Raw genomic sequence first — 21,381 nt, 5'->3', positions numbered from 1 at the left:
TGACTCCGCCTGCGGGGGCGTAGTTCGAGGCTCCGGACAGGGCGCCGCCCCGTACCGTCAGAGAGGATCCGGAGGAGGCCATGCCGTTCAATTCGAGAGTACCGCCCGAGACGGTAACATGGGATGTGCCGAGGCTGGCTCCGTCGGCAAGTTCGAGCTGGCCTTCTTCCAGCGCGATCTCGCCGGAGACGGTATTGCCGCCGTTGCCGAGGACGAGGGTGCCTCCCCCTTGCTTGGTCAAGAGGCCGGAGCCGTTCAGGACTCCGCCCAGGGTAATAGTCTGTCCGTCGCCGAGGCTGACGAGCGTTCCGTTTTCGCCCGTGCCCGAAAGGGTCATGTCGTGGGAGGCTGTCCAGCCCGAGCTGCCTGTGGCCGCGGTGAGAGTTCCGTTGCCTAAAGTGACCGTGCCTTGCGTGCCAGAGAGGACATCATCTGTCGCAACCCCGGAAGCATTGCCCAGCGTCAGCGTACCGCCGGCGAGGGTGAGGCCGGAGTCGGAGTTGACGGAGATGGTCCCATCGACGGCAAGTTTTCCGTTGGAAAGCAACTTGAGTTCGGCTCCGTCGGAAAGGATCAGACCGGAGGCCGACATCGTGCCGGAAAGTCCCAGGGATTTGTCGGTAGCCGTCGAACCGACGGCGCTGACGGTGAGGGTGGCGGCCTTCAACGTACCGCCGAAGGTATCCCCTTCGTTGAGGAGGTTCAGAACGAGAGTACCGGAGGTTTTTTCAAGGGTACCCGCCACGCCGGAGAGCTTCCCGGAGAGGGTAACCGAACCTTGCTGGACCGCATTGACCAGTTCCAGCGAAGATTCGTCTGAAACGGAAACCGTTCCGGAAAGTTTCGCATCCCCAACCAGTCCGGACAATTGTACAAGTCCCGTACCGGAAATGGAGACTGCCGCATCGTTCCTACCGGAGTCATCGAAGACGAGGCCGCCGCCCGAGGAATGGTCTACTATCAGCGTTGTCCCGGAAGCGGCAAGAAGCTTGATGGCTTGCTTGTCCGTGATGCCGATAGCCGATTCGGGAATGGCGTCGGTCAACACGTTGGTAATCGTCACATCCGTTCCCGCGACGTTGCCCAACGTACCGCCCAGGAAATCGACAATCCCTGTTCCCAGGGAATCGGAGTTCCCCATTTCAATCGTACCGTCGTAGAGATAAGTCCCTCCCGAATAGGTATTCTTGAGATTGGATGCCAGAGAAAGCTTGCCGGCACCTTTCTTGGTCAAAGCAGTCTTGCTGCTTTCCCCGGCATCCACGATCCCGCTTCCGGCTGTATGGTCGTCCGCAGAGAACATGTAGCCAATCGTGTTATTGTTGACATCGACGGAACGTGGTTTGACCTGACCGGAAATGAGAACGGAAGGTGACGCGGAATCGTCAAAAACGATCTTTACTCCATCGGGACCTTCCGAGTATTTGGCTTCGTGTGTCCATGGATTTTGATTGGACGAACTCCATACGTGATCTCCGGACGAGTTGCCGTCCCATGTCCACGAACCTATCTCAGTTAACTGAAGATAAAGCGTTTTCCGATCGTCGCCGAGCTTCAGGTTGTAATTGTAGTAATCCGTGGATTGCGGATCGTATGTCCACCATGTTGAAAGATATTCCGGGGTATTCAAAGAAGCCGCTCCTGTTGTTGTGATGAGGGCATAGGCACCTTCCTGATTCTTTTGATCGCGGCCGAAATTATGCAGAACCAAGCTGAAATTTGTATCTCCCGTGATATTTCCGCTTAAGTTGATAAATGCCGGAGCAGCCGTCGTCCTGTTCTTGAGATCAAGAACAAGAGACTTGGTTCCCTGAAGAGTCAAATCGGTTCCTTTCAAATACCCGTTGCCGGATATTGTCAGTGAAGAGGATGTGAAAGCCGAGGTAAGCTCAAGAGTTCCATCCAGAATGGAAGTTGAACCGGTATATGCCGCTTGCGCCAGTGTCTGTTTTCCGGTTCCATCCTTTACCAGTGATAAAACAGAACCGTCATTGACTCCGGACCAGTCTTTGATGATACCGGCGTAATTGGCATTGCCGTCTGTCTCGACAGTCAAGGTTCTAGCTCCTCCCTGAGCATAAACGGAGGATTCGGCAATGCCGGAGATGCCTCCTATTGTAATCTCATCCCCATTGACAACCAATGCCGTATTGTCAGGTTTTTCCTTGATGCTTTCCGTGAGGTTAATCGATGCCCCTTCCAAACTGGAATTCAGGCGCAACCGCACGTTATGAACATTGACGGTGCCATTGAAATCATTGGAAGCATTGCTCAATGTCAGCAAATTATCGGAAGCTCCCTGGTCTCCATTGACGATATTCAACGTTCCGCGACCCGAGACTTTGCCGGAAATCACAGTGCCATAGGTTTTGGCTCCCCATCCCGCATCCTGGAATGTCGTGGTATCCCCGGCATTTTGACCGAAGGTCAGTGTTCCCGTCAGTTCGTGATTGCCGTCGAGAACTTCCAGAGTCCCTCCATTCTTCGTGGTGATGTCCGAGGCAAACTTCACGGTACCATACGTGTTGTAACTGAGGCCCAAACTGAATTTGGCCGTATCTTCGATGTAAACCGTTCCCGTACCGAAACGGTGTTCGGTTTTTTGATCGTACGTTTTCCAGAGAATACCTAGTTGGAGTTCTCCTTCCGAGACGATTGTATCGCCATGCTGGTAGATGGCAGTGTGAGCGGTGGTTCCATCGTTCTGTTCATCGGCGGGAGCATCGCAGAAGGTAAGGAGGGAAGCCCCCTTCTTGACAAGGGTATTGTTTCCGGATGTCGAACCTGCAAACAGAGCGTTGTCATGACTGGATTCCACGGCTGCTTCTCCGTCCAATACCAGGGAATTGTCCCATCTGATGCCGGATTTCAGAGTGGCTCCGCTTCCCAGATGGACATTGCCGCTGCCAAGAGAGGAAGCATTGGTTATTGTGAGCGTTCCTGCCTGGACGGTGGTACCTCCCGTGTAGGAATTGGCACCGCTCAGAATCAATTCACCACCGCCGTTTTTCACAAGAGACAGGCTCCCATTGGCCGCATAGGCATTTTCACCCGTCGTCTTCATCTTATCGCCGATGGTACCGTTGAAGGCATTGGAAAGACTACCGGTAATATCCAGAGTCAATGTGTTGCTGCCTTCTCCGGAGCTGACATAACCGGAGCCCGTCAACCCTTTCAACGTAGCATTGCCCGTATCCACAACGAGGTAAGCCTGGGTAGAAACCAATTCCACCTGCGCGGACGAGAGGGCATCATCATTCTGCAAGATCAGCCAGCCCGGACGTTTTTTTGCCGTGGTGGTCGCCTCAATCATGCGAACCGTTCCTTCGTAGTCCGTATTGGCGGAGGAAATGATCAATTTGTTGTTTTCCTGCCAGGCAGCGTTGTCCTTAATCGTCGGGTCATAAACCAGATTACCCTTCCCTGACAATTTACCGCTAATGCCGATTTGCTTGGCCCATGTTTTCACGAGCGTCAAATCATTGTTCAGCATCATGGCTCCTTGCAGATCCAGTGCGATTTGACCGTTGAACCCGGCATAAAGGGAAATCCGGCTCTTGCCTTGGACGGTAACATCTCCGGCGACAATATGCCTGGCATTGTCTCCTCCATTAAGGAACAGGTCGGAACCGGTTTCCAGAATAATGCGGGACTTGCCGGTACTAACCGATTGACCGTTGACGGCGTTGCCCAACTGAAGCTGCCCCCCGATCACGTGAATTGTACCATTGAAATTCTCCAGAGTCTGGGCTGATAGCATCTTCATGGTCCCGGTACCCGTTTTTTCCAAAATTCCGGAACCGGATATCGAACCGTTCATCGTTCCTGTCAGAGTACCTTCGGAGCCGGTATCCCACAGCAATTTGGAATCGGTATCGGTCAGGACGACATTGTTGGAGTAGGGATCGGAGGCCGTCAATTGCAGAATACCTTCCTCGTTGACAGTAACATCGCTTGCCCCCAATGCGGAGGCATGAGATGCCCGCAATGTCCCGGCGTTAATCACGGTACCTCCGGCATAGGTGCCTGCTTTTTGGAGGATGAGAGTACCGGCTCCCGTTTTGACGACTTTGCCGTCGCCTACAAGGCAGTCATTGACCATTATCGTATGGTTGTTGGTGTTAAAGGTTGTTCCGGTAACCGCATCCGTCAAAGTCACGATATCCGTGGCATTGTCATCCAGACGATGGGGATCAATACTCAAATCGGCTTGAGCAATGATTTCGACAGTACCCAACGTAAGGGAAACCTTTGCGTCGGTTTGGTTTCCGGTGACACTCCACTTGTAGTCCGTGATACCGTAGTCCCCAAGTTTGACGGTACCGCTTTTAAGGTTGATGGCCACGGCATTGGTCGGATTGCTGCTGCACAGCCCCTTGACATTGATCGTGCCTCCTTCAAGATTAATTGTCGAGTTGCCTTCCCATCCGGTGGCAAGGACCGTGTCGGCCGCATCAATGGCGGCATTGGCCGCAATATGGAGAGTTGTCGTGTTGCTGCCCGTACCGGCTGTATTGAGCGAGAAAGAAAGATCCGATTGTTTGCGGGCATTGTTGGTACCCGTTACCTTCAGGGTGCCGGATGTCAGCGTAATCGTTTGGGCGGCGGTGCCGGAAACGAGGAAATTGGTGGTTTCCAGCGTATTTTCCTTGCCAATATCCATCGTCAGGGATGAATTGGCAGCCAGTTTGATGGTTCCTGTTACGGAACTACCGGCTTTTCCCGTCAAAGTAATCAGGGATTTGTCGTTACTGGAATTGGAAGTCAGATTGGAAAAATGGATGGCAGAGTCAAAGGTGACGGAACCGCGCTCATTGACAAATTCTCCTGAGAAACCGGTCATGTCCTTGAATGTTACATATCCTCCGTCCGTATGGGATATTTTGCCGGAGCCCGTAATGGGGCCGTAGTAGGTGGCATATTTCGCTCCGTAGGATCGGATAACCGCTCCATTTGCACCAATGGTAATTGGATTATAAACTTGTGTTTCCGGAGTACCCGTCGTAACAACACCGCCTCCGTTCAAGATAAGAGTCGGTCCGTTGGCTTCTGCATTACCCATGAGGACATTCTCTGAAGTTTCCCAATTGATCAATCCCGACTTCATTTCGATTGTTCCGTGGAATCCTTCCCCTACCTTGAACGTCGTGTGATTTCCATCGCTCCCCCCCGACGCGCTCAGGTTCCCTCTTCCCCATATCTGCAAGTTGCCACCCTCCTTCAGTTCCTGATGATCGAAATCCGTCAAAATGGAAGAAGAACTACCGAGCTGCAAGGTTCCTTCTGCTCCCAGCGTGATTTGCCCCATTGCCGCGTCAGCGTTGGATACCCACAGGGATCCGGCGGAAACAGTCGTATTGCCCCCCGTACGGTTGACCGGTACTTGCATGATCACATTCCCCCCCTGGACTTCCAAGTCGAATGAACCGTTTAACGAGCCGATTCCGGAAAACGTGTAATCGCCGTTAACCGTCATTTTTCCCGGAGCCAGTTGTTCCTGAAGGGTTACCGTTCCCGCATGATCGGGAGAGAACGTAACGTTATCGGCATCGTAATAGACCTCATCCTGCGACGTTCCCGTTTTGATCCATCCACTTCCGATGGATTCCCACATTCCGGAATTACCTCCGTTCCAAGTGATATTTTCCCCGGCCGTATATTGAAGATTCGTGAAGGAAATAGCCCCGTTACCGAAGACGATATCGGCGGAGGAACGCTTTGTAAACAGGATATTCCAATGGGAAGAATCATCTGAAAAATTATAACTGTCCGCCTGGACGAGGATCGTAGGAGTGGACGAGCCTGTCGTAAAATCCCCAGTCAGTTTCAAGGTCGTTACGGCATCCGTTCCATACGTAACATTGCCGGTGACTTTCAGCAAATTGCCGGAGGGCATGGTGATCGTGCTCTTCCCATTCAACACCAAATTGCCACCCACAGTGGCATTCGATGAAAGCAGGAGGAACGTCGATGCATTGATGGTCAGGTTGCCCTGGCCCAGTGCGGATTCCTTGGCAATTTCGATACCTCCGGCATTGAGGGTTGTCCCGCCGGAGTAGGTATTGGATCCCGGTCCGGACAGAGTAAGCCAGCCTGCACCGTCCTTGACGAGTCCACCCGGACCGGAAAGGATACCACTCAAGGTAATCTTGGCACCCTTGCCGTTTTTTGCGTAAGTGTAGTCGTCCCCTGAGATATCGTATTTTTCAGTATCGATAGTAGCTTGACCGGATGAAGCACTTCCGATCGTCATGTTGAGTGACGAGTTCCACTCGTCGGCGGAAGAAGCGAGGGTTCCTTGTTTGATCGTAATGGATGCTGCCGTGACGTTTCCTTTTGTTGTGATCCCTCCCGCACCCAGAACTAAAATTCCGGAATCCAAAGTCAAAGTGGATCCATTATCGGCATTGCCGGACAAATTTCCCCGGACATTCATGACCAATCCCGGAGCTCCGACAAATCCTCCGTTCTTGATGTCAAGAGAACTAGGCCCGTCCAACGTAATTGCGAAATTGCTGACCGTGACGATTTTTCCCCCGTCGAGAGTCATGGAAGATCCGAATCCCCAGTTTCCCAGCCCTATGCCGTAGGCCACAGAGTTATTGGTTGAACTCCCCTTGACAAGGAGATTCGAATTTTCGAAGACAACCGTATGGAAGCCGGATGCTGATGAAACTCCAGCCGTGTAGCTTTTATCGACTACAATGGAGGAATTCCTGACGGTAGCCAATGTTCCGTCTCCTCCGTATCCGTCCAAGCCTCCGGATATATTCAAGCTGATTCCGGAGACAGTACCGTTCCAGAGATTGAGGGAACCGGCACTCAACAGGGAATCGGAAGAAGAAAGACCAAGGAGACTACTCTTAATTTCAAGCTTTCCCGTAACGTTGATTGTTCCTTGCCCCAGATTGTTGGATCCTTTCAAAACGGAGAGAGATCCCAAGGATAGAGTTTTACTTTGATCCCAAACGAGCTTGCCGCCCTGCATGTTAATGGATGATAGAGAAGTATTGGTTCCCAAATTCAGTCCGGGGCCATTTGCATCCAGAGTTGCCGTAAGGCCAGTCAGAGCCGAATCTCCCGTTTCAAATACCAGTCCATTGATATTGTACACACCGGAAGCCCCCAACGTCAGTTTGCCGGTTCCCGTTTTCAATTTTCCTATGGATGCAACCGCTTTCAGTGTGACGTTCATGCCATCCTTGAAAATCAGGGTATTCTCTGAACCGAGGCTTGACTGCTCATAAGATGTCGCAGACGTGTTGTAGTAAATGGTACCCGTACCTCCGAAGATGAGATTGGTGGAATTGAGAGTCAAGCTGTCTCCCAAGGTTAGTTCCGCTCCGTCTGAGACGAGGATTTTCTCCCTGTATCCCATTTCGATTACCCCGGAATCGAGCGTCAGCTTGCCACTTTCCAGAGAGAGGGTTCCCATTTTAACCGGTTCTCCGGCAGTTCCTCCTACGATCAATGTCGTTCCGGAAGACGAGGCAGTGATGCCGGCCTTGGAATTGGACGTCTCAGTCGAATTGCCCCAGGCGCCGGTTATTCCAGACTTGGTCCAGATGGCGTCCGACCAGTTGGCTGTAGTCTTATCCGCCAGGTTGGCTGAATAAAGCGTTTCGGTGGCGGATTTGACAATCTGGAATCCAGCCACCGAATGTATGCCCGGGCTTCCGGCGGCAAATCCGATGGTGAGTTCCTCTGCCGTCAGACCTTCGATAAGCAATGCATTAGATCCCAGGAGAGAAAGTGGTTCAAGTCCGTTCCATGTTCCCCAGACGGTATCTCCTTGAACTGATCCGGACGTCGATCCCGTATAAGATTGTCCATTGACGACAATCGGAGCAAAACCTGCTGGTTTATAGTTCGTTTCTGCAAAATAGACATAAACGTCGTACGTATCAAAACCGATATCGCTAACTTGCAAGGAAAGATCCGCATTGGAGCTGTATCCGTGCAGCATGGAGTTGGGGGATGTGGCATATGACCAAACAGACATTTTGTCGATGGTCAGAGTCGGCCGCTCGACTCCGTCATTACCTTGCAAGGTAAAAGAACCAGTTGTGTTAGTGCTGAACCATTCACTGGTTGCAACAAGTCCTAAGCCAGTCCCGGAAGCCGTACTGCCTAAACTGACGCTATAACTATCAGATGAATATGAAGTTACAGGAAGAAGAGCAAGGCATGCGAGAACCGCAGCCTTCAATTGAAGAGGAAGACGAAGTTTCATAGAAAGACAAAAAGATCCTATTTATTCTAGGAGAGATTGAGATACAATCAAGCATGAAAGTGCCGATTGATCTTGTTTTTTTCTTCCAATGAATTTCTTGGAAACTTTCAAAAAATCAAGCGGATAAGTATTGAGAATCTTCTCTCAACATTACTATAATAGATTTACCATCTGCATTTTAGATATCGTATTACTTCATAATTCAGAACTCCGGGAAAAAGCGAAGAAAAGAAAAAGCTGCCGGTTACCTCAAAATATGAGGACGCAGGGAGGAACGAACGAACAGTCCGGCCCAACTAACACGAACCATTCCCTTAAAATGAGCAGAGTCAGACTTCATTCATAAATCAGCCACGCAGTGGCAGTCGTATCCTTGTCCCCCGAAAGACGAATCCAGCGAGCATCAAAATCCGACGGAAACTCATGTTCCCAAACTTCTCCGGGCTTGACGGTCACCGTCTTGTAGATCATCCACGGGCCATGGCCGATTGGGTTGGCTTCGATAACAAAGGTCACGGGAAAGTCGGACTTGTGGCTCAATTTCATGAAACCTCCCCTTCATACACCATTTGTCGCAAGGAATGCAGGGAAGCCTTCTTCCGCCTCATGTTTTCCCTGTATTCGGATGGAGACATTCCCTGCCATTTGGCAAACGATACGGCAAAATACTGGGATGAAGAGAAGCCGCTTTGACTTGCGATTTCCTTGATTGACAACCTATTTTGCGCAAGCAGCATTTTGGCTTTTTCCAATCTGAGCTTGGACAGATACTCGCTTGGCGTAAAGCCCGTTAAGAACCTGACTTTTTCTCGAAGGTCGATTGGCTCATATTGAACGAGTACACCATTTTGTCCATCGTAACGCGTTGTTCGAAAGCCCAGTAATTCATTCTTTCCCGCAGAGTTTCCAACCAGCCATCATGCCGTAACCCATCCACACTGGTTCTTTCCAGAAGGCGGGCTGCTTCCACCAACATGGAATCCAGAATAAGATTGATCCGTTCCACGTATCCCGTTTGATGAGAAACGAGTTCATCATTCAGACTCCTGTAGAACGAAAGCAGAGAACCAGCCTGGGGAATAAGAGCCGATTTGTTACCGGCAAAAAGACGGCCGATATGATTTTGCGTTGTTGCCATGAGCCGGGACCATTCACCCAATTTCATTTTTCCGCTTCTTTCAAAGATTTCCGGACGAATAATCATCCAGGAAACAACGCCTCGTTCATGCCTGCCCAAGGGATTGCCGTGACGTTGCCAGGGACATGTAATAAAGCCGTCTCCCGGATACAACTGGTAGCATTTATCATCGACTTGCCACGTATGCGTTCCTTTGAGAATATAACAGATTTTAATCCCGTCATTGCAATGCATATCCAGAGAATGTTCATGGATCCCCGAAAACTTGAGCAGTCCCAATTCTATAAAATAATTCAAAAATGGAGCTATATCCGGAGAACCGGACCAATGAATAAAATAAGGAGAATTACTCATAATAGACGATTGTTGCAGGAAAGCAGATTCAGAATAGGGCGACGGAAAGAAATGAATCAATAAGATATGACAAGGCATCTGGCATTAACGTCCAATTAACTCAAATCGGCACAATTTCATGTTCCCGATTCCTGTTTCTGTGAAACCGTATCTCCCAAACAAGGTATAGAGCGGTAAATCAAACACGGATTCCCGAACATATTGTCTTGTGTGATCTTTATGACAGAAATACCTTGTCAAATAAGACTAAAAACACTCTCAAAGTGTACACATTTTGTACACAGATTGTGGCCGTTTCATGAAATTGACCATTTCCCTATCAACAACAAGCCCCCCTCCAAGTTATTCACTTAAAGAGGGTTATTATTGGTACTCGAGAGGTGGCTCGACCCCCTACGGATAATTTACTTCATATTCGTAAATTTACTGCATCAGTGAATTCCCGAGCATGGAGTAAATCAAACGAATGCAATAAGGGGCTTGCTGGTCGAATGAGGTCGAGTATTTAGGACAACTTCACCATGTCCGCTAATTGCAGGAAGTACTCTGTTGACCAGATATTAAGCTTGTTCTGTTCCTTGATGAAAGGCATGACGTCATCCTTGACCTGCCGGATGTCAGTCTCCTTGATTTTGTCTTTCAGGATTGCGCGGAAGCGATCCGGTGTGAGCCTCCCCGGTTCTTCTGATCCAAATTGATAGGCTCGCTCACAAAAATGCTTGAAGTCCATGGCGACGTTTTTGCGTACATACCATTCGAAATCGTACCAGTCGCGTCCCTTGACCCGATTCTTCCATGAACGATAGATGAGAGCATGCATCTTCCCGGCAAAAAGATCTGGCAGCGTAAAACAATTGGTATAGAAGGAAAACGGCTGCAAGAGAAGTTTCTGCTCGGTGGAGAATCCAAGAGGAGGCGTCGTATCTACTTCAATCTTGATTTTGATTTTTCGGTCGCGCCCCAAATGGATGTCGTACTGGGCCGTATCGCTTTTCAGGAAAGCGGACTGGATCGTACTCTGCGCCGTCTTTTCCTTGGTCGTAATATCGATGCTTTGTCCCAAAGCGGCAAACTCGGCGGTAATGGCATCGAAATAGGGATCCAGACGAAATCCGGGATCGGGGGCGAGGAGAGAAAAATCCATGTCTTCGGAAAAACGGTCCAATCCGTGGAAGATACGCAGGCATGTCCCTCCGTAAAAAGCGGCCTTGTTGAAGAAGCCGCCATTGTAAAGGCCTCCGAGAGCTACTTGCTGCATGATCTCATGCACGGCGTTCAGCCTGTCGTTATCGTTCTCTGTCTCATAGGAAGCCAGCATTTCATCAAACACGTTCACGGCAAATCGTCCTTTCCAGAAAATTCAATTCGTTCTTTTTCTTGTTCGTCTTTTCGGCACATGCCCGGATAATGGAGATATCCATTTCTGAAATCATGTCCCAGTCAGCTCTCAGATACTCCTCCAGGTAAGACCGCATGGTCTTCATCGACTGAATGCGGAGATTGGACGAAGATACGATCAGATCGCACAAGGCTTTTTCGGGAGTCGCTGTCAGGTAGAAATACCCTTCTTCCGTCTTTTGCCGGGTCAGGCCAATCGGGAAATAAGCCTCAGGCACCTGAATGTATTCGTAGCGGCCTGTCGCGTTGTCAAACACCTTGCTTCGCTTCATGCAGGAGGACTTGAGGAGAGTCACCCGCTCCGGAATCACTCCTGCCCGGGATAACACCGTTTCATAGGAAACATAGGAGGGATGAAGAAGATGATTCGCGACAAGCTCACGCGAATAGGTGCCTTCCCCATCTTCGGGAAGACACAGGTAAAGATCCCGGCGAAGGTTGAGAATAACGCCTTCTCTCTGCAGGAGGGATATTTTGGCCATAGGCGCCTTGTACTCCTTAAGCGCGGACTTAAGAGTACGTGTGTTGACAGGAACAGTCCCGAACTGTTTGGACAGGAAAGAAGCCATGTGATCGAATAGAGAAAAATTAGCGAGAATTGCATGGAAAATCAATTTAAAATGAAATAAGGATGCAAAAATCGCTAGAATTGATGACGAATATCAAGTGTGTTCAACGGTAGCGAGGTTAATGAGCGGATAAATGCTACCCTTGTAATCGCTCCCTCGTCGCCCGGAGGTCGACAAACCGACTGCTTCCCAGACACAGGATACAAAGAATGCCTCTTTTTTCCCAGTTGTAGACTGTTCTGCGGCAAGGGCAGGATGAAGCCTCAAACAAGTCGGTTCCCTTAGCGAAAAGCGATAATTTGACAAGTTGAGTTTCTCTCATGACATATCGGAACCCATTTACGCGAACTTGCCGTTCCAGACGCTGGGATAGAGCTTTCATATCTATAAATATCGTCTTTTCTATCCGTTTTACAGGAAGGTGTTTGTCTTGGCATGGACGGCCCCCCGGGAGGGAGATGACCCCGAAACAAAAATCCCAGAGTTGGTCATGAATTGACCGATGCGGCAGTATTGGGATATAGGGATGGGAGATGCTTGTTTCAAATGCATGTGTGATTCATAGACATCGTTTCAACTCCGAAGTAGAAAGGAACAATGAAAATGGATCACACATTTCGGTTTTCACTGTCTGAACCGTTTTCCCATTGGTGGATGAAAACTCCGAAATTGCCCTCACCACGGTTCAACAAAGCTTGGGCAGACAGCGGCCAAGCTCCTGCTCAACAAAATGATCAATCCCGGTATCGTTTTGAACCCTGCGGAACGAATTCTGAAAACGCGTTTAATAATCCGGGAGTCTACTTCATCGCACCAAACACCATCCAGGAAGTAAAAAATTTCTACTTCTCTCAACACTCCCCAAATATCTCAGATCTGCAAGGCCCACTTCAGCAAATTCTCGGATTCCTGCCAAATCAGGCTGGGTTTACACCCCAGAACTACCACAATGGCATGACGACCGTTGACGCCTCCGGAGGAAACCAGGCAACGGCCGGCAGCGTTTGTATAACCGGTCTTCATCCCTGTCACCCACGGATATTTTTCCAATAACTTGTTCGTATTGCGCAGCAGTGTATTGCGACCGCTGGAAAGAGAAAAATTAAATGTCGGCGTACAGACCATGTTGCGGAGAGACGGGTTGCGGTAGGCGAAATAGGCACAACGAGCCATGTCGATCGCCGTGGAATACTGGTCGGCGGGTAATCCATTCGGATTGGCAAAACGCGAGTTATACATCCCCATGCTTCTGGCCTTGGCATTCATCATGTTCACGAAGCGGGGAACGGAACCGGCCGTATCTCGGGCAAGAGCGAGAGCTACATCGTTGTAGCTTCTGACCATCAAGGCATGGAGGAGTTCTCCTTTGTTATAGGTTTGACCGGCTCTTAATCCCAGTTTGGTCGGGTCGGCATGCGTATCGGAAGGTTCGATTACGACATTGCTGTTGAGAGACCCGTGGTCAAGAACGACAAGAGCCGTCACCAGTTTCTGGGTACTTGCCACCTGGCGCCTCTGAGAACCGTTGTGGGAGTATAGAACCCGCCCGGTCAAAGCATCCATCACGCATGCGCTGGCACAATGGGGTGTACGCGGAGGAGACGAAGGCAATGCAAGAGGACGCGACGGGAAATTGGATGGAAGCGAACGAGAAACGGGCATCTCCGGCACAGGAACGGCAACCGGAATAGGTGTAGCGGTCGGGATATACGATACGGCAGGTTCCCGCCCACCAACGGACTCACATCCAATCAATCCCAGGGACGTGGTCAAACAGGCAAATAAGGCAAACAAGCGCATGACCGCCATTACACTATATAAGTGTCTCAAGCAAGCACCAATAAACATTTTTACTATTTCCCGAAAGTTCCAGCTTCATGGAACGAACATAAAGCACAAGCAGTCCGGCTCATACAAACCGGACTGCTCCTACCTAAAAAACAAATTGAATTATCCGCAGACCAATCAGGCCAAACGGTTGATTTCATCAAGATGAAATGCCTGGTGAACAACCTGCGCGGCACGGTCCAAATCGGATTCATCCACAGTGACGGTAATTTTAATTTCCGATGTAGAAATCATACCGACCTTAATGTCGGCATCGGCCAACGCCCGGAACATCGTCGCGGCAACACCGGTATGGGAACGCATCCCGATACCGACGACGGAAATCTTGCCGAGCGCGGCTTCCGTTTCTATGTTGGCATTGGGTCCCAGCTCCGGCAACACCGGCTTCAAAGCCGCTTGTGCACGCCCGAGATCGTTCATATGCATGGTAAACGACTGGCGAACCAAACCGTCATGGGCCACGTTGGAGACGATCATATCCAAATTGATTTCCGCATCACCCAAAACCGACAGAATTTTGGCGGCATAACCGTTCTGAACCGGGATATTGGCCACTGTTACGCGGGCTTGGTTACGTTCAATTGACACGCCGCGAACGGCGATTGCTTCCATGGAGGGGATTTCTTCGTGCACGATAGTACCTGGGTTGTTATTCAGAGAACTGCGAACTTCAAAAACAACGCCGAATTTTTTAGCAAATTCGACGGAGCGTGTTTGCATGACCTTGGATCCGCTGGAGGCCATTTCCAGCATTTCGTCATAAGAGATTTCATCCAGTTTGACAGCATTCTTCACCACGCGGGGGTCACAAGTGTAAACACCATCCACATCAGTCAAAATCTGGCAGATATCCGCTTTAATCGCCGAAGCGATGGCGATGGCGGACAAATCGGAACCGCCCCGGCCCAGCGTATGGATCAGCCCGTCTTCCGTCACGCCCTGGAAACCGGCGCAAATCAAGGCGTAACCCTCGTCAAGATACTTCTTCATCATGACCGGTTCGATGGATTTGATACGACCGCGCGTATGAGAACCGAATGTACAAATCCCCGCCTGGGAACCGGTGATGGAAACCGCCTTGATGCCCAGTTCATGGAGAGCCATCGTCAGAAGCGCAATGGACTGCTGTTCGCCCGTCGCCATTAGAACATCCAGTTCCCGTTCGCAGGGAGCTTCGGAAATGCTTTTAGCCAGAGAGATCAATCCGTCGGTAACGCCGCTCATTGCGGAAACTACGGCAACCACCTGGTTACCCTCCCGGATCAAATCATGAATGCGCCTTGCTACATTGCGGATGCGGTCAATACTGCCGACGGACGTGCCTCCGTACTTTTGAACGATCAGTGACATAGGATTTTCTTATAATGAGTAATCAGGATTCGGAAACAAGGTGTTCTATACGCAGCACACTGGGATATGCTCCTACATTGGCAAGCAAAACAATCCCCGTCAGGGCATTTTGCAACTGCCCCCACGGGCAGGAATGGAGCATGAACACGAGGTCGTTCCATACATTTCCCTCTGCATCCACATGGCTGAACGAAGAAGAAGTCGCCGAGATGCCAATACCGTGGCGAGCCAGGATGCCGGCCATTTCCGCTATAACGCCGGCACGGTCCGCTACCTGGAAACGCACGTAGTAGGGCGTCACGGTATCATCCACATCCATGACCTTGCAGGCGGAAGCATAGGGGTTGAAGCCCGTATGATACTTGGGGTGGCGACTTTCGCGCATAGCCGTAATAGCATCGCTGATGACGGCGGAGGAAGTCGGATTCTTGCCGGCCCCACGTCCGTAAAAAAGAGTTTCCCCAACAATATCGCCCGTTACGGCAATAGCGTTGAATACTCCGGAGACGGAAGCCAGAATGTGCCACTTGGGAACAAAACTCGGCTGCACGCGCAACTCCAGTTCACCATTCTCATGGCTCCTTATAATGACAAGCAATTTAATCGTGTACCCCAGTTTGTCGGCAAACTTAAAGTCGCAAGGAGAAAGATTTTCAATACCACTGACAAAAATCTTTGCCGGGCTGATCGTCATCCCGTACGCCAGCATCGCCAGGATCAAAGCCTTGTGGCCGGCATCCCATCCATTGACGTCAAACGTGGGATCCGCTTCTGCATAACCGAGTTCCTGAGCCTTGGCAAGAGCATCACGAAACGTGGCGCCATGATCTTCCATGGCGGAAAGAATATAATTCGATGTCCCGTTAATAATGCCGACAATCGACGTAATATGATTACATATCAAAGAATTACGTAAACTTGCAATAATGGGGATTCCTCCCCCGGCAGAGGCTTCGAAGTAAATGGGAACTCCCAACTTGGCAGACAACATGAAAATTTCAGTTCCCCGTTCGGCCAATAGAGCCTTGTTCCCTGTCACGACGGGTTTACCTGCCTTCAAAGAAGAAACGATCAAGTCATAGGCATCCTTCGTTCCGCCAATCAACTCGATGATGATATCAATATCAGGGTCCTGCACCAGATCCCGCCAGTTATCCGTCAAGTGACCGGAGGGGATTTCCACCTCGCGGGGCTTGTCCAAATCCCTCACTGCTACCTTTTTGACGGAAAAAGGAATTTTGGCACGCGCTTCCAGAATATCGTGATTCCGTTGAAGGGTTTCGTAAACACCTGTCCCAACTGTACCAAGTCCGGCCAGTCCCAATTGCAACGGTCTCTCTTTCTGCTCTACCTGATCCATGTTAATGTAACGGGGGAATAATTATACGGAAATCAGCCTCAAGCACAAGACATATATTGATATACCATTGGAGAAACAGACTGATTAAAAAAGAGAGGAAGCTCATGAGATAATGTCCGAAATACACTTTTTGATTGAATCCCGCCCCGTCAAGCCGTAGATGAAAGGAAAGCAATGAAAGCAATATACTCCCTGATATTGATTGTACTATTAGCCCTGACACCGGCATTTTCCCGTGAAAAAGTAGCATTTTTAGGGGATAGCATCCCGTATGCCGGACAATGGCCCGCCCTTGTGGAAAACGCGCTACGCCAAACACCCAGGTTCGCCGATGCGGAGATTGTCAATTTTTGTCTGCCGAGCGAAACCGTTTCCGGACTCTCGGAGCCGGGACATGCTGGAGGAGCCTTTCCCCGGCCCTGCCTGCATGACCGCCTCGACAATATTTTGAAGCTCTACCATCCAACGGTCATCATCGCCTGCTACGGCATGAACGACGGAATTTACATGCCTCTGGACCAGAAATGTCTCAAAGCCTATCAAAAAGGAATCAACCTCTTGAAAAAGAAAGCGGAAGCCATCAAGGCAGAGATCATCTTCGTCACACCACCCCTTTTCAGGGCCGATCATCCCGAAACGGATACCGATTCCTATAACAATGTCCTGGAAACATTCGGTACATGGCTCGTCGATCAGAAAAAATCCGGCTGGAAAATCATCGATATCCGCCCTTCCCTTCAGAAAGATATCGAACAGGAAAAACAGACTCATCCAGACTTCGTGTACGCTGGAGACGGAGTCCATCCCGCCGAACGCGGCCATGAAATGATCGCCCATGCCGTCATCGACGGCTTATCGACGGTATGGAATACTCCTCTGCCCCAGGATTTCCCCGACGCTCCAGCTCGCCGTCAATTGTACGACAACGCAGCACTCTACAAATTCGCCTGGTTGTCTGCCGCTGGTCACAAACGCCCGGGAATTCCGCAAGGTATTCCCATTGACAAGCTTCCTCCGGATGTAATCGGCAAAGCCACCGTCTCCAACTGGGGAGGAGGTATTCGCCACGACTTTACAGTAGCCGGCAAACAAGCTCTCCTCGTCCTCCCCCAACAATGGGCTCAAGGAAAGCCCTGGATCTGGAGAACGGAATTCTTCGGACATGAACCGCAAGCCGACCAAGCTCTTCTGAAACAGGGATTTGCCGTCGGATATATTGATGTGAGCAACATGTATGGAGCGCCCAAGGCACTGGATATCATGGACGAGTACTACCAAATCGTCACGAAAGCCTACGGTCTCTCCCCAAAAACCGTTCTGGAAGGATTCAGCCGCGGCGGCCTCTTTGCCTACAACTGGGCATCCAGGCACCCCGGACAAGTCATGGCCTTGTATGTAGACGCTCCGGTCTGCGATTTCAAGAGCTGGCCTGCCGGCAAAGGAAAAAGCAACGGTTCCCCCGAGGACTGGAAAAGACTCCTCGAAGTGTACGGCATGACGGAAACCGAAGCTCTTGCCTACAAAGGAAATCCTGTCGATAACCTTAACGTCCTCGCCAAGGCCCGCATTCCGATTCTGGCAGTCGTAGGCGATGCCGACGATGTCGTACCCGTCGAAGAAAATACGGCAATTGTCGAAACCCGTTACAAAAAACTCGGAGGCCCCATCACCGTCATCCACAAACCGGGCTGCGGACACCATCCTCACAGCCTGAAAGATCCGGCCCCCATTGTCGATTTCATCATGAATATCTATTCAAAAAAACATTGATCTTGCCTTGATTTTTGTCATATTAATAGGCGTTCCTAATCGCTTATCAATATGTTACATCATTACCTCCATCCCCGACAATTCCTCCTGCATGTCGGCCTTCTTGGACTTGGCTTTGTCACGGCCAATACAGGCGCGGCAGCAGAAGACCTGACCGGGCTGAAATCACATTGGAATTTCGACGAAGCCAGGGACTGGCACAATATGCCCTTCCCCTTTTCTCAACCGGTTACAACCGCCGACGATTCGGTAGGAACCAACGGACTCTCTCTCAACGATAAACTGGATCCTGTAAAATCATGGGCATCCGGACGGCAATTCTCCGGCATCCGTTTCGATTCCCCCGGTCAATTCCTCCAGTCCCGTCAGCCGCTGGATACCTTAAAAGGTTCGGCCACCCTCTCCTACTGGATAAAGACGGATACAGAAGGCACCGCCGATTCCCCTCCCGGCATTGTCGGAGATGTGGCCGGCATGCAGTGGGGAATCATCACACCTGAAGGCAAACTGGCCGTCGTTCAGAGCGGCAAAGTTCTTGCCACAACATCCGCTCCCGTCAACGACAACGAATGGCACCATATCGTGATCATGAGGAAGGCGGACAGCGGCCAGGTCGTTATCTTCCTGGACGGCAAGCCTAGCGGCAAGGGAACAGGAACCCCGGGAATTCTCCCGGGAGAATATACCGGTTTCGGCGCCATTCAAGGAGGAGGCGGCTACAAAGGCCTTCTGGATCAGATCCATCTTTTCGACAAACCTATCGACACCAACGCCGTCGGCGTCCTCTTCGACAACCACGCGCCCAAAGCGTATCCCCAGGACGCCCTTGTCACCCGCGGCAAACCATCCCAGACGGGCAGTATCCTTCATCTCTACACCTTCGACCCGGATCAGGACAAACTCTCCGTTTCCCGGTACGGCCAGAGCAAATTCGGAACCGTCAAATACAACGGCGACGGCACCTTCACCTACACGTCGGGAGCGAATTTTAAAGGCAGGGATAGCTTCTCCGTTACGGTTGCAGACGGCCGAGGCGGATTTTCCACCACCCGAATCGACGTTGGCGACGAAACAACCGTTCCCAAATCTCCGGTCAGCAAATTCACCTCGTTCCGGGATCTCCCGCCCATCGGAGAGGGTTCCGGGAAAACCGGTTCACGCATCCCCGTTTCCTTCGATTGGGACAGCAACGGCAAACCCGACCTGCTCGTCTGCGGCAACAACCGCATCTGGGCCTACAAAAATCAGAAGGGGCAATTCTCCGCTCCTTCCGTCGTCAAGGACGATTCCGGAAAAGAACTGGAAGCGGCATCCATCGCCATCCTGCCGCAACCACGTAAAAAAATCCCTCTTCTCATCGTCAGGACCAACGACGGGACATTGCATACGTACGAACTCCAGCCCTCAGCCGGAAATTCCCCTATCTTCCAGAAAACGGGTACAATTGTCAACGACCAGGAAGGAGATTTCAAATGTCCGTCCAATGCACTCGCATTCGGCGACTTTGACAACGACGGCCTGCCCGACCTACTCGTCGGCAACAGCAGTTCCGGACTCTTCTTCCATAAAAACGTCGGTAAGCCCGGACAAACCAAACTGAAAACCGAAGCGGAACATATCGTCAGCAACTCATACAATCTGGCCCCTTACTTTGCGGACTTGAACAGAGACGGTAAACCCGACCTCCTTCACGGGATCAACTGGGGATCCATTCACTACTGGATCAACAAAGGAGGAAAAAACATCCTCGACACCGATCTCCAAGGCAATCTCATCCTGACAGATGAGAAGGGCAATATCCCCAAAAAAGGAGACAATACCGTCCTGAGAGCCATGAACGGCACCTTCGGAGCATTGGATGATTTTAACGGGGACGGTATTATCGATATCGTATTGGGAGCTTACAACGACGGCATGCTTTCCATGGCCAACGGAGTTAGCGTCAACGCTGCCGCCCGCAACCTGGCAGCCATTGAAAAAATCTACCGCGGTCACGAGAAAGATCTCGGCAAAGTTCTCGAAGCCAACAATCAGGAATTGCTTAACAGATACCGCAACCTGAGTCGCGAATGGATCACTTGGGCCGTCAGCCTCCCCTCCGCCGAATACCGGGAGAAAGCCTACCAGATGCTCAAAAACCACATCGCCAAATTCCCCTTCCTCAAGCGCGGCAAGCTCGATGCATGGGTCAAAAAGGATAAAGACGGCAACACGACTTTCGGTCCCATGCATCATGTTCCCGGCATCTTCGTCATGAACTGGGTCACTCTGCATTGCATGAAACCCGACAGCGCCGAGCACCGCATTGACGTCGCCAATACACTGGGACTGCAAGGGTTGGACCGCGAACGCTATCTCGCTTCCGGCCTCGCCTTGGCTGACAACAACAAATGTACGGAAGGCCAACTCCTTGCTATCAGGGATTTCCTGAAATACCACCCGCGCGTCCTCTTCCCGGACGACCACATCTCCATTGACCAAAACATGGGCGACGGCCGCGAAGCCATGGCCTATGTCTTCAAATCCAATAAGAATACGTTCGGAAACGACGTTGGCGGCCCTGCCTGTGAAAGCGCCGGAGACCTCAAGGAAGCTGCCGAAAAATATCTCGGTAAAGGCGCAGCCACCGGAGACTACTTCACGTTCGTCATGGGACATGAAATCTGCCATTCCCTGGATGCTTACGTCTATGGACGCAAAAACAAGGATCTTGCCAAGCGATGGAATGAGATGCTCATCTATGCCGCCAACAACGGAGGGGAAACGGAAGTCGTCGTCCCCGGAGAAGACGGTTGGATCGATCAGGAAAAAACCCGGGAACGTTTCAAAGAGAAAAACCTCTGGGACGGGATCACCCCCTGGAACCAGGCTTGGGACAATTATTGGCACGCATGCCCGTACAAGGATCTCACCTTCATGCGCGGCAACATAGGATGGTTCCTCGCCGCCAAGCAGGAAACCCTCGCAACGCAGGCCAACCACAATTGGGCCGGTTCGGAAGCCCGCCTCGTGGGAGCCATTGACCGCTACAACAGAGGCTACAAAGCCAACATCAACGAGGTCGTACTCTTCCTGGACTTCCTGTCAGCCGGACTTAACAAGGTTCCCATGTACTCATTCACCGTAACCCAGAACCCCAACAGGGTCCAATTCAACGTCCAACACTCCTGGCTGGAACGCAATGACAATGGTTACATCACCAAAATCTCGGTCGGCCCGCACGTCTACGAATTCGATGTAGACGATCGAGGCAAAGTCATCGCGATCAAAAACCATCCATTCATGAAGGAAATGGCCCAAACGACGACGGAATAGAACAGTCCCCTGCCGATATTTACTCTCTCCTCTTCTTGCTTAACAA

General features: G+C 50.9%; 10 protein-coding genes. 2 read left to right on the top strand and 8 right to left on the bottom strand.

What is annotated here, in order from left to right; translation table 11 throughout:
• From QET40_RS03115 to QET40_RS03080, 8 genes are all read right to left on the bottom strand, one after another.
• Window positions 1-8,233 (bottom strand): autotransporter-associated beta strand repeat-containing protein (locus QET40_RS03115; protein ID WP_280125716.1); only part of this gene is annotated, 8,233 nt, incomplete at its 3' end.
• Window positions 8,234-8,569: 336 nt separating this feature from the next.
• Entirely contained in the window at window positions 8,570-8,779 is a 210-nt protein-coding gene (locus tag QET40_RS03110; protein ID WP_280125715.1) for a hypothetical protein, read from the bottom strand.
• Window positions 8,780-9,023: 244 nt separating this feature from the next.
• Window positions 9,024-9,725: an AraC family ligand binding domain-containing protein gene (locus QET40_RS03105; RefSeq protein ID WP_280125714.1), complete on the bottom strand. Its 702-nt coding sequence runs from the start codon at window positions 9,723-9,725 to the stop codon at window positions 9,024-9,026.
• Window positions 9,726-10,230: 505 nt separating this feature from the next.
• Complete coding sequence (locus tag QET40_RS03100) at window positions 10,231-11,043, bottom strand: nucleotidyl transferase AbiEii/AbiGii toxin family protein (RefSeq protein WP_345783050.1); 813 nt, start codon at window positions 11,041-11,043, stop codon at window positions 10,231-10,233.
• Window positions 11,044-11,047: 4 nt separating this feature from the next.
• Window positions 11,048-11,692, bottom strand: a complete 645-nt coding sequence (locus QET40_RS03095; RefSeq protein WP_280125712.1) for a hypothetical protein — start codon at window positions 11,690-11,692, stop codon at window positions 11,048-11,050.
• An 870-nt stretch (window positions 11,693-12,562) separates the two neighbouring features.
• On the bottom strand, window positions 12,563-13,492 hold the full coding sequence (locus QET40_RS03090; RefSeq protein ID WP_280125711.1) for a D-alanyl-D-alanine carboxypeptidase family protein: 930 nt from the start codon (window positions 13,490-13,492) through the stop codon (window positions 12,563-12,565).
• 165 nt (window positions 13,493-13,657) lie between these two features.
• Entirely contained in the window at window positions 13,658-14,890 is a 1,233-nt protein-coding gene (locus QET40_RS03085; protein WP_280125710.1) for an aspartate kinase, read from the bottom strand.
• 22 nt (window positions 14,891-14,912) lie between these two features.
• Window positions 14,913-16,250, bottom strand: coding sequence for a homoserine dehydrogenase (locus tag QET40_RS03080; RefSeq protein ID WP_280125709.1), 1,338 nt, complete (start codon window positions 16,248-16,250; stop codon window positions 14,913-14,915).
• 174 nt (window positions 16,251-16,424) lie between these two features.
• On the opposite strand from QET40_RS03080, the gene QET40_RS03075 reads away from it, so the two are divergent.
• Together QET40_RS03075 and QET40_RS03070 are read left to right on the top strand one after the other, a co-directional pair.
• A complete protein-coding gene (locus QET40_RS03075; RefSeq protein ID WP_280125708.1) occupies window positions 16,425-18,020 on the top strand; it encodes a GDSL-type esterase/lipase family protein in 1,596 nt (531 codons plus the stop codon).
• Window positions 18,021-18,071: 51 nt separating this feature from the next.
• Window positions 18,072-21,335 carry an FG-GAP-like repeat-containing protein gene (locus tag QET40_RS03070; protein WP_280125707.1) on the top strand — a complete coding sequence of 1,088 codons (3,264 nt, stop codon included), beginning with the start codon at window positions 18,072-18,074 and terminating at the stop codon, window positions 21,333-21,335.
• Window positions 21,336-21,381 lie beyond the last annotated feature (46 nt).

Origin of the sequence: Akkermansia sp. N21169, assembly GCF_029854675.1 — a bacterium.
Lineage (GTDB): Bacteria > Verrucomicrobiota > Verrucomicrobiia > Verrucomicrobiales > Akkermansiaceae > Akkermansia.
The sequence above is the reverse complement of the archived record's forward strand: the minus strand, read 5'-3'. Positions and strand labels throughout refer to the sequence as shown.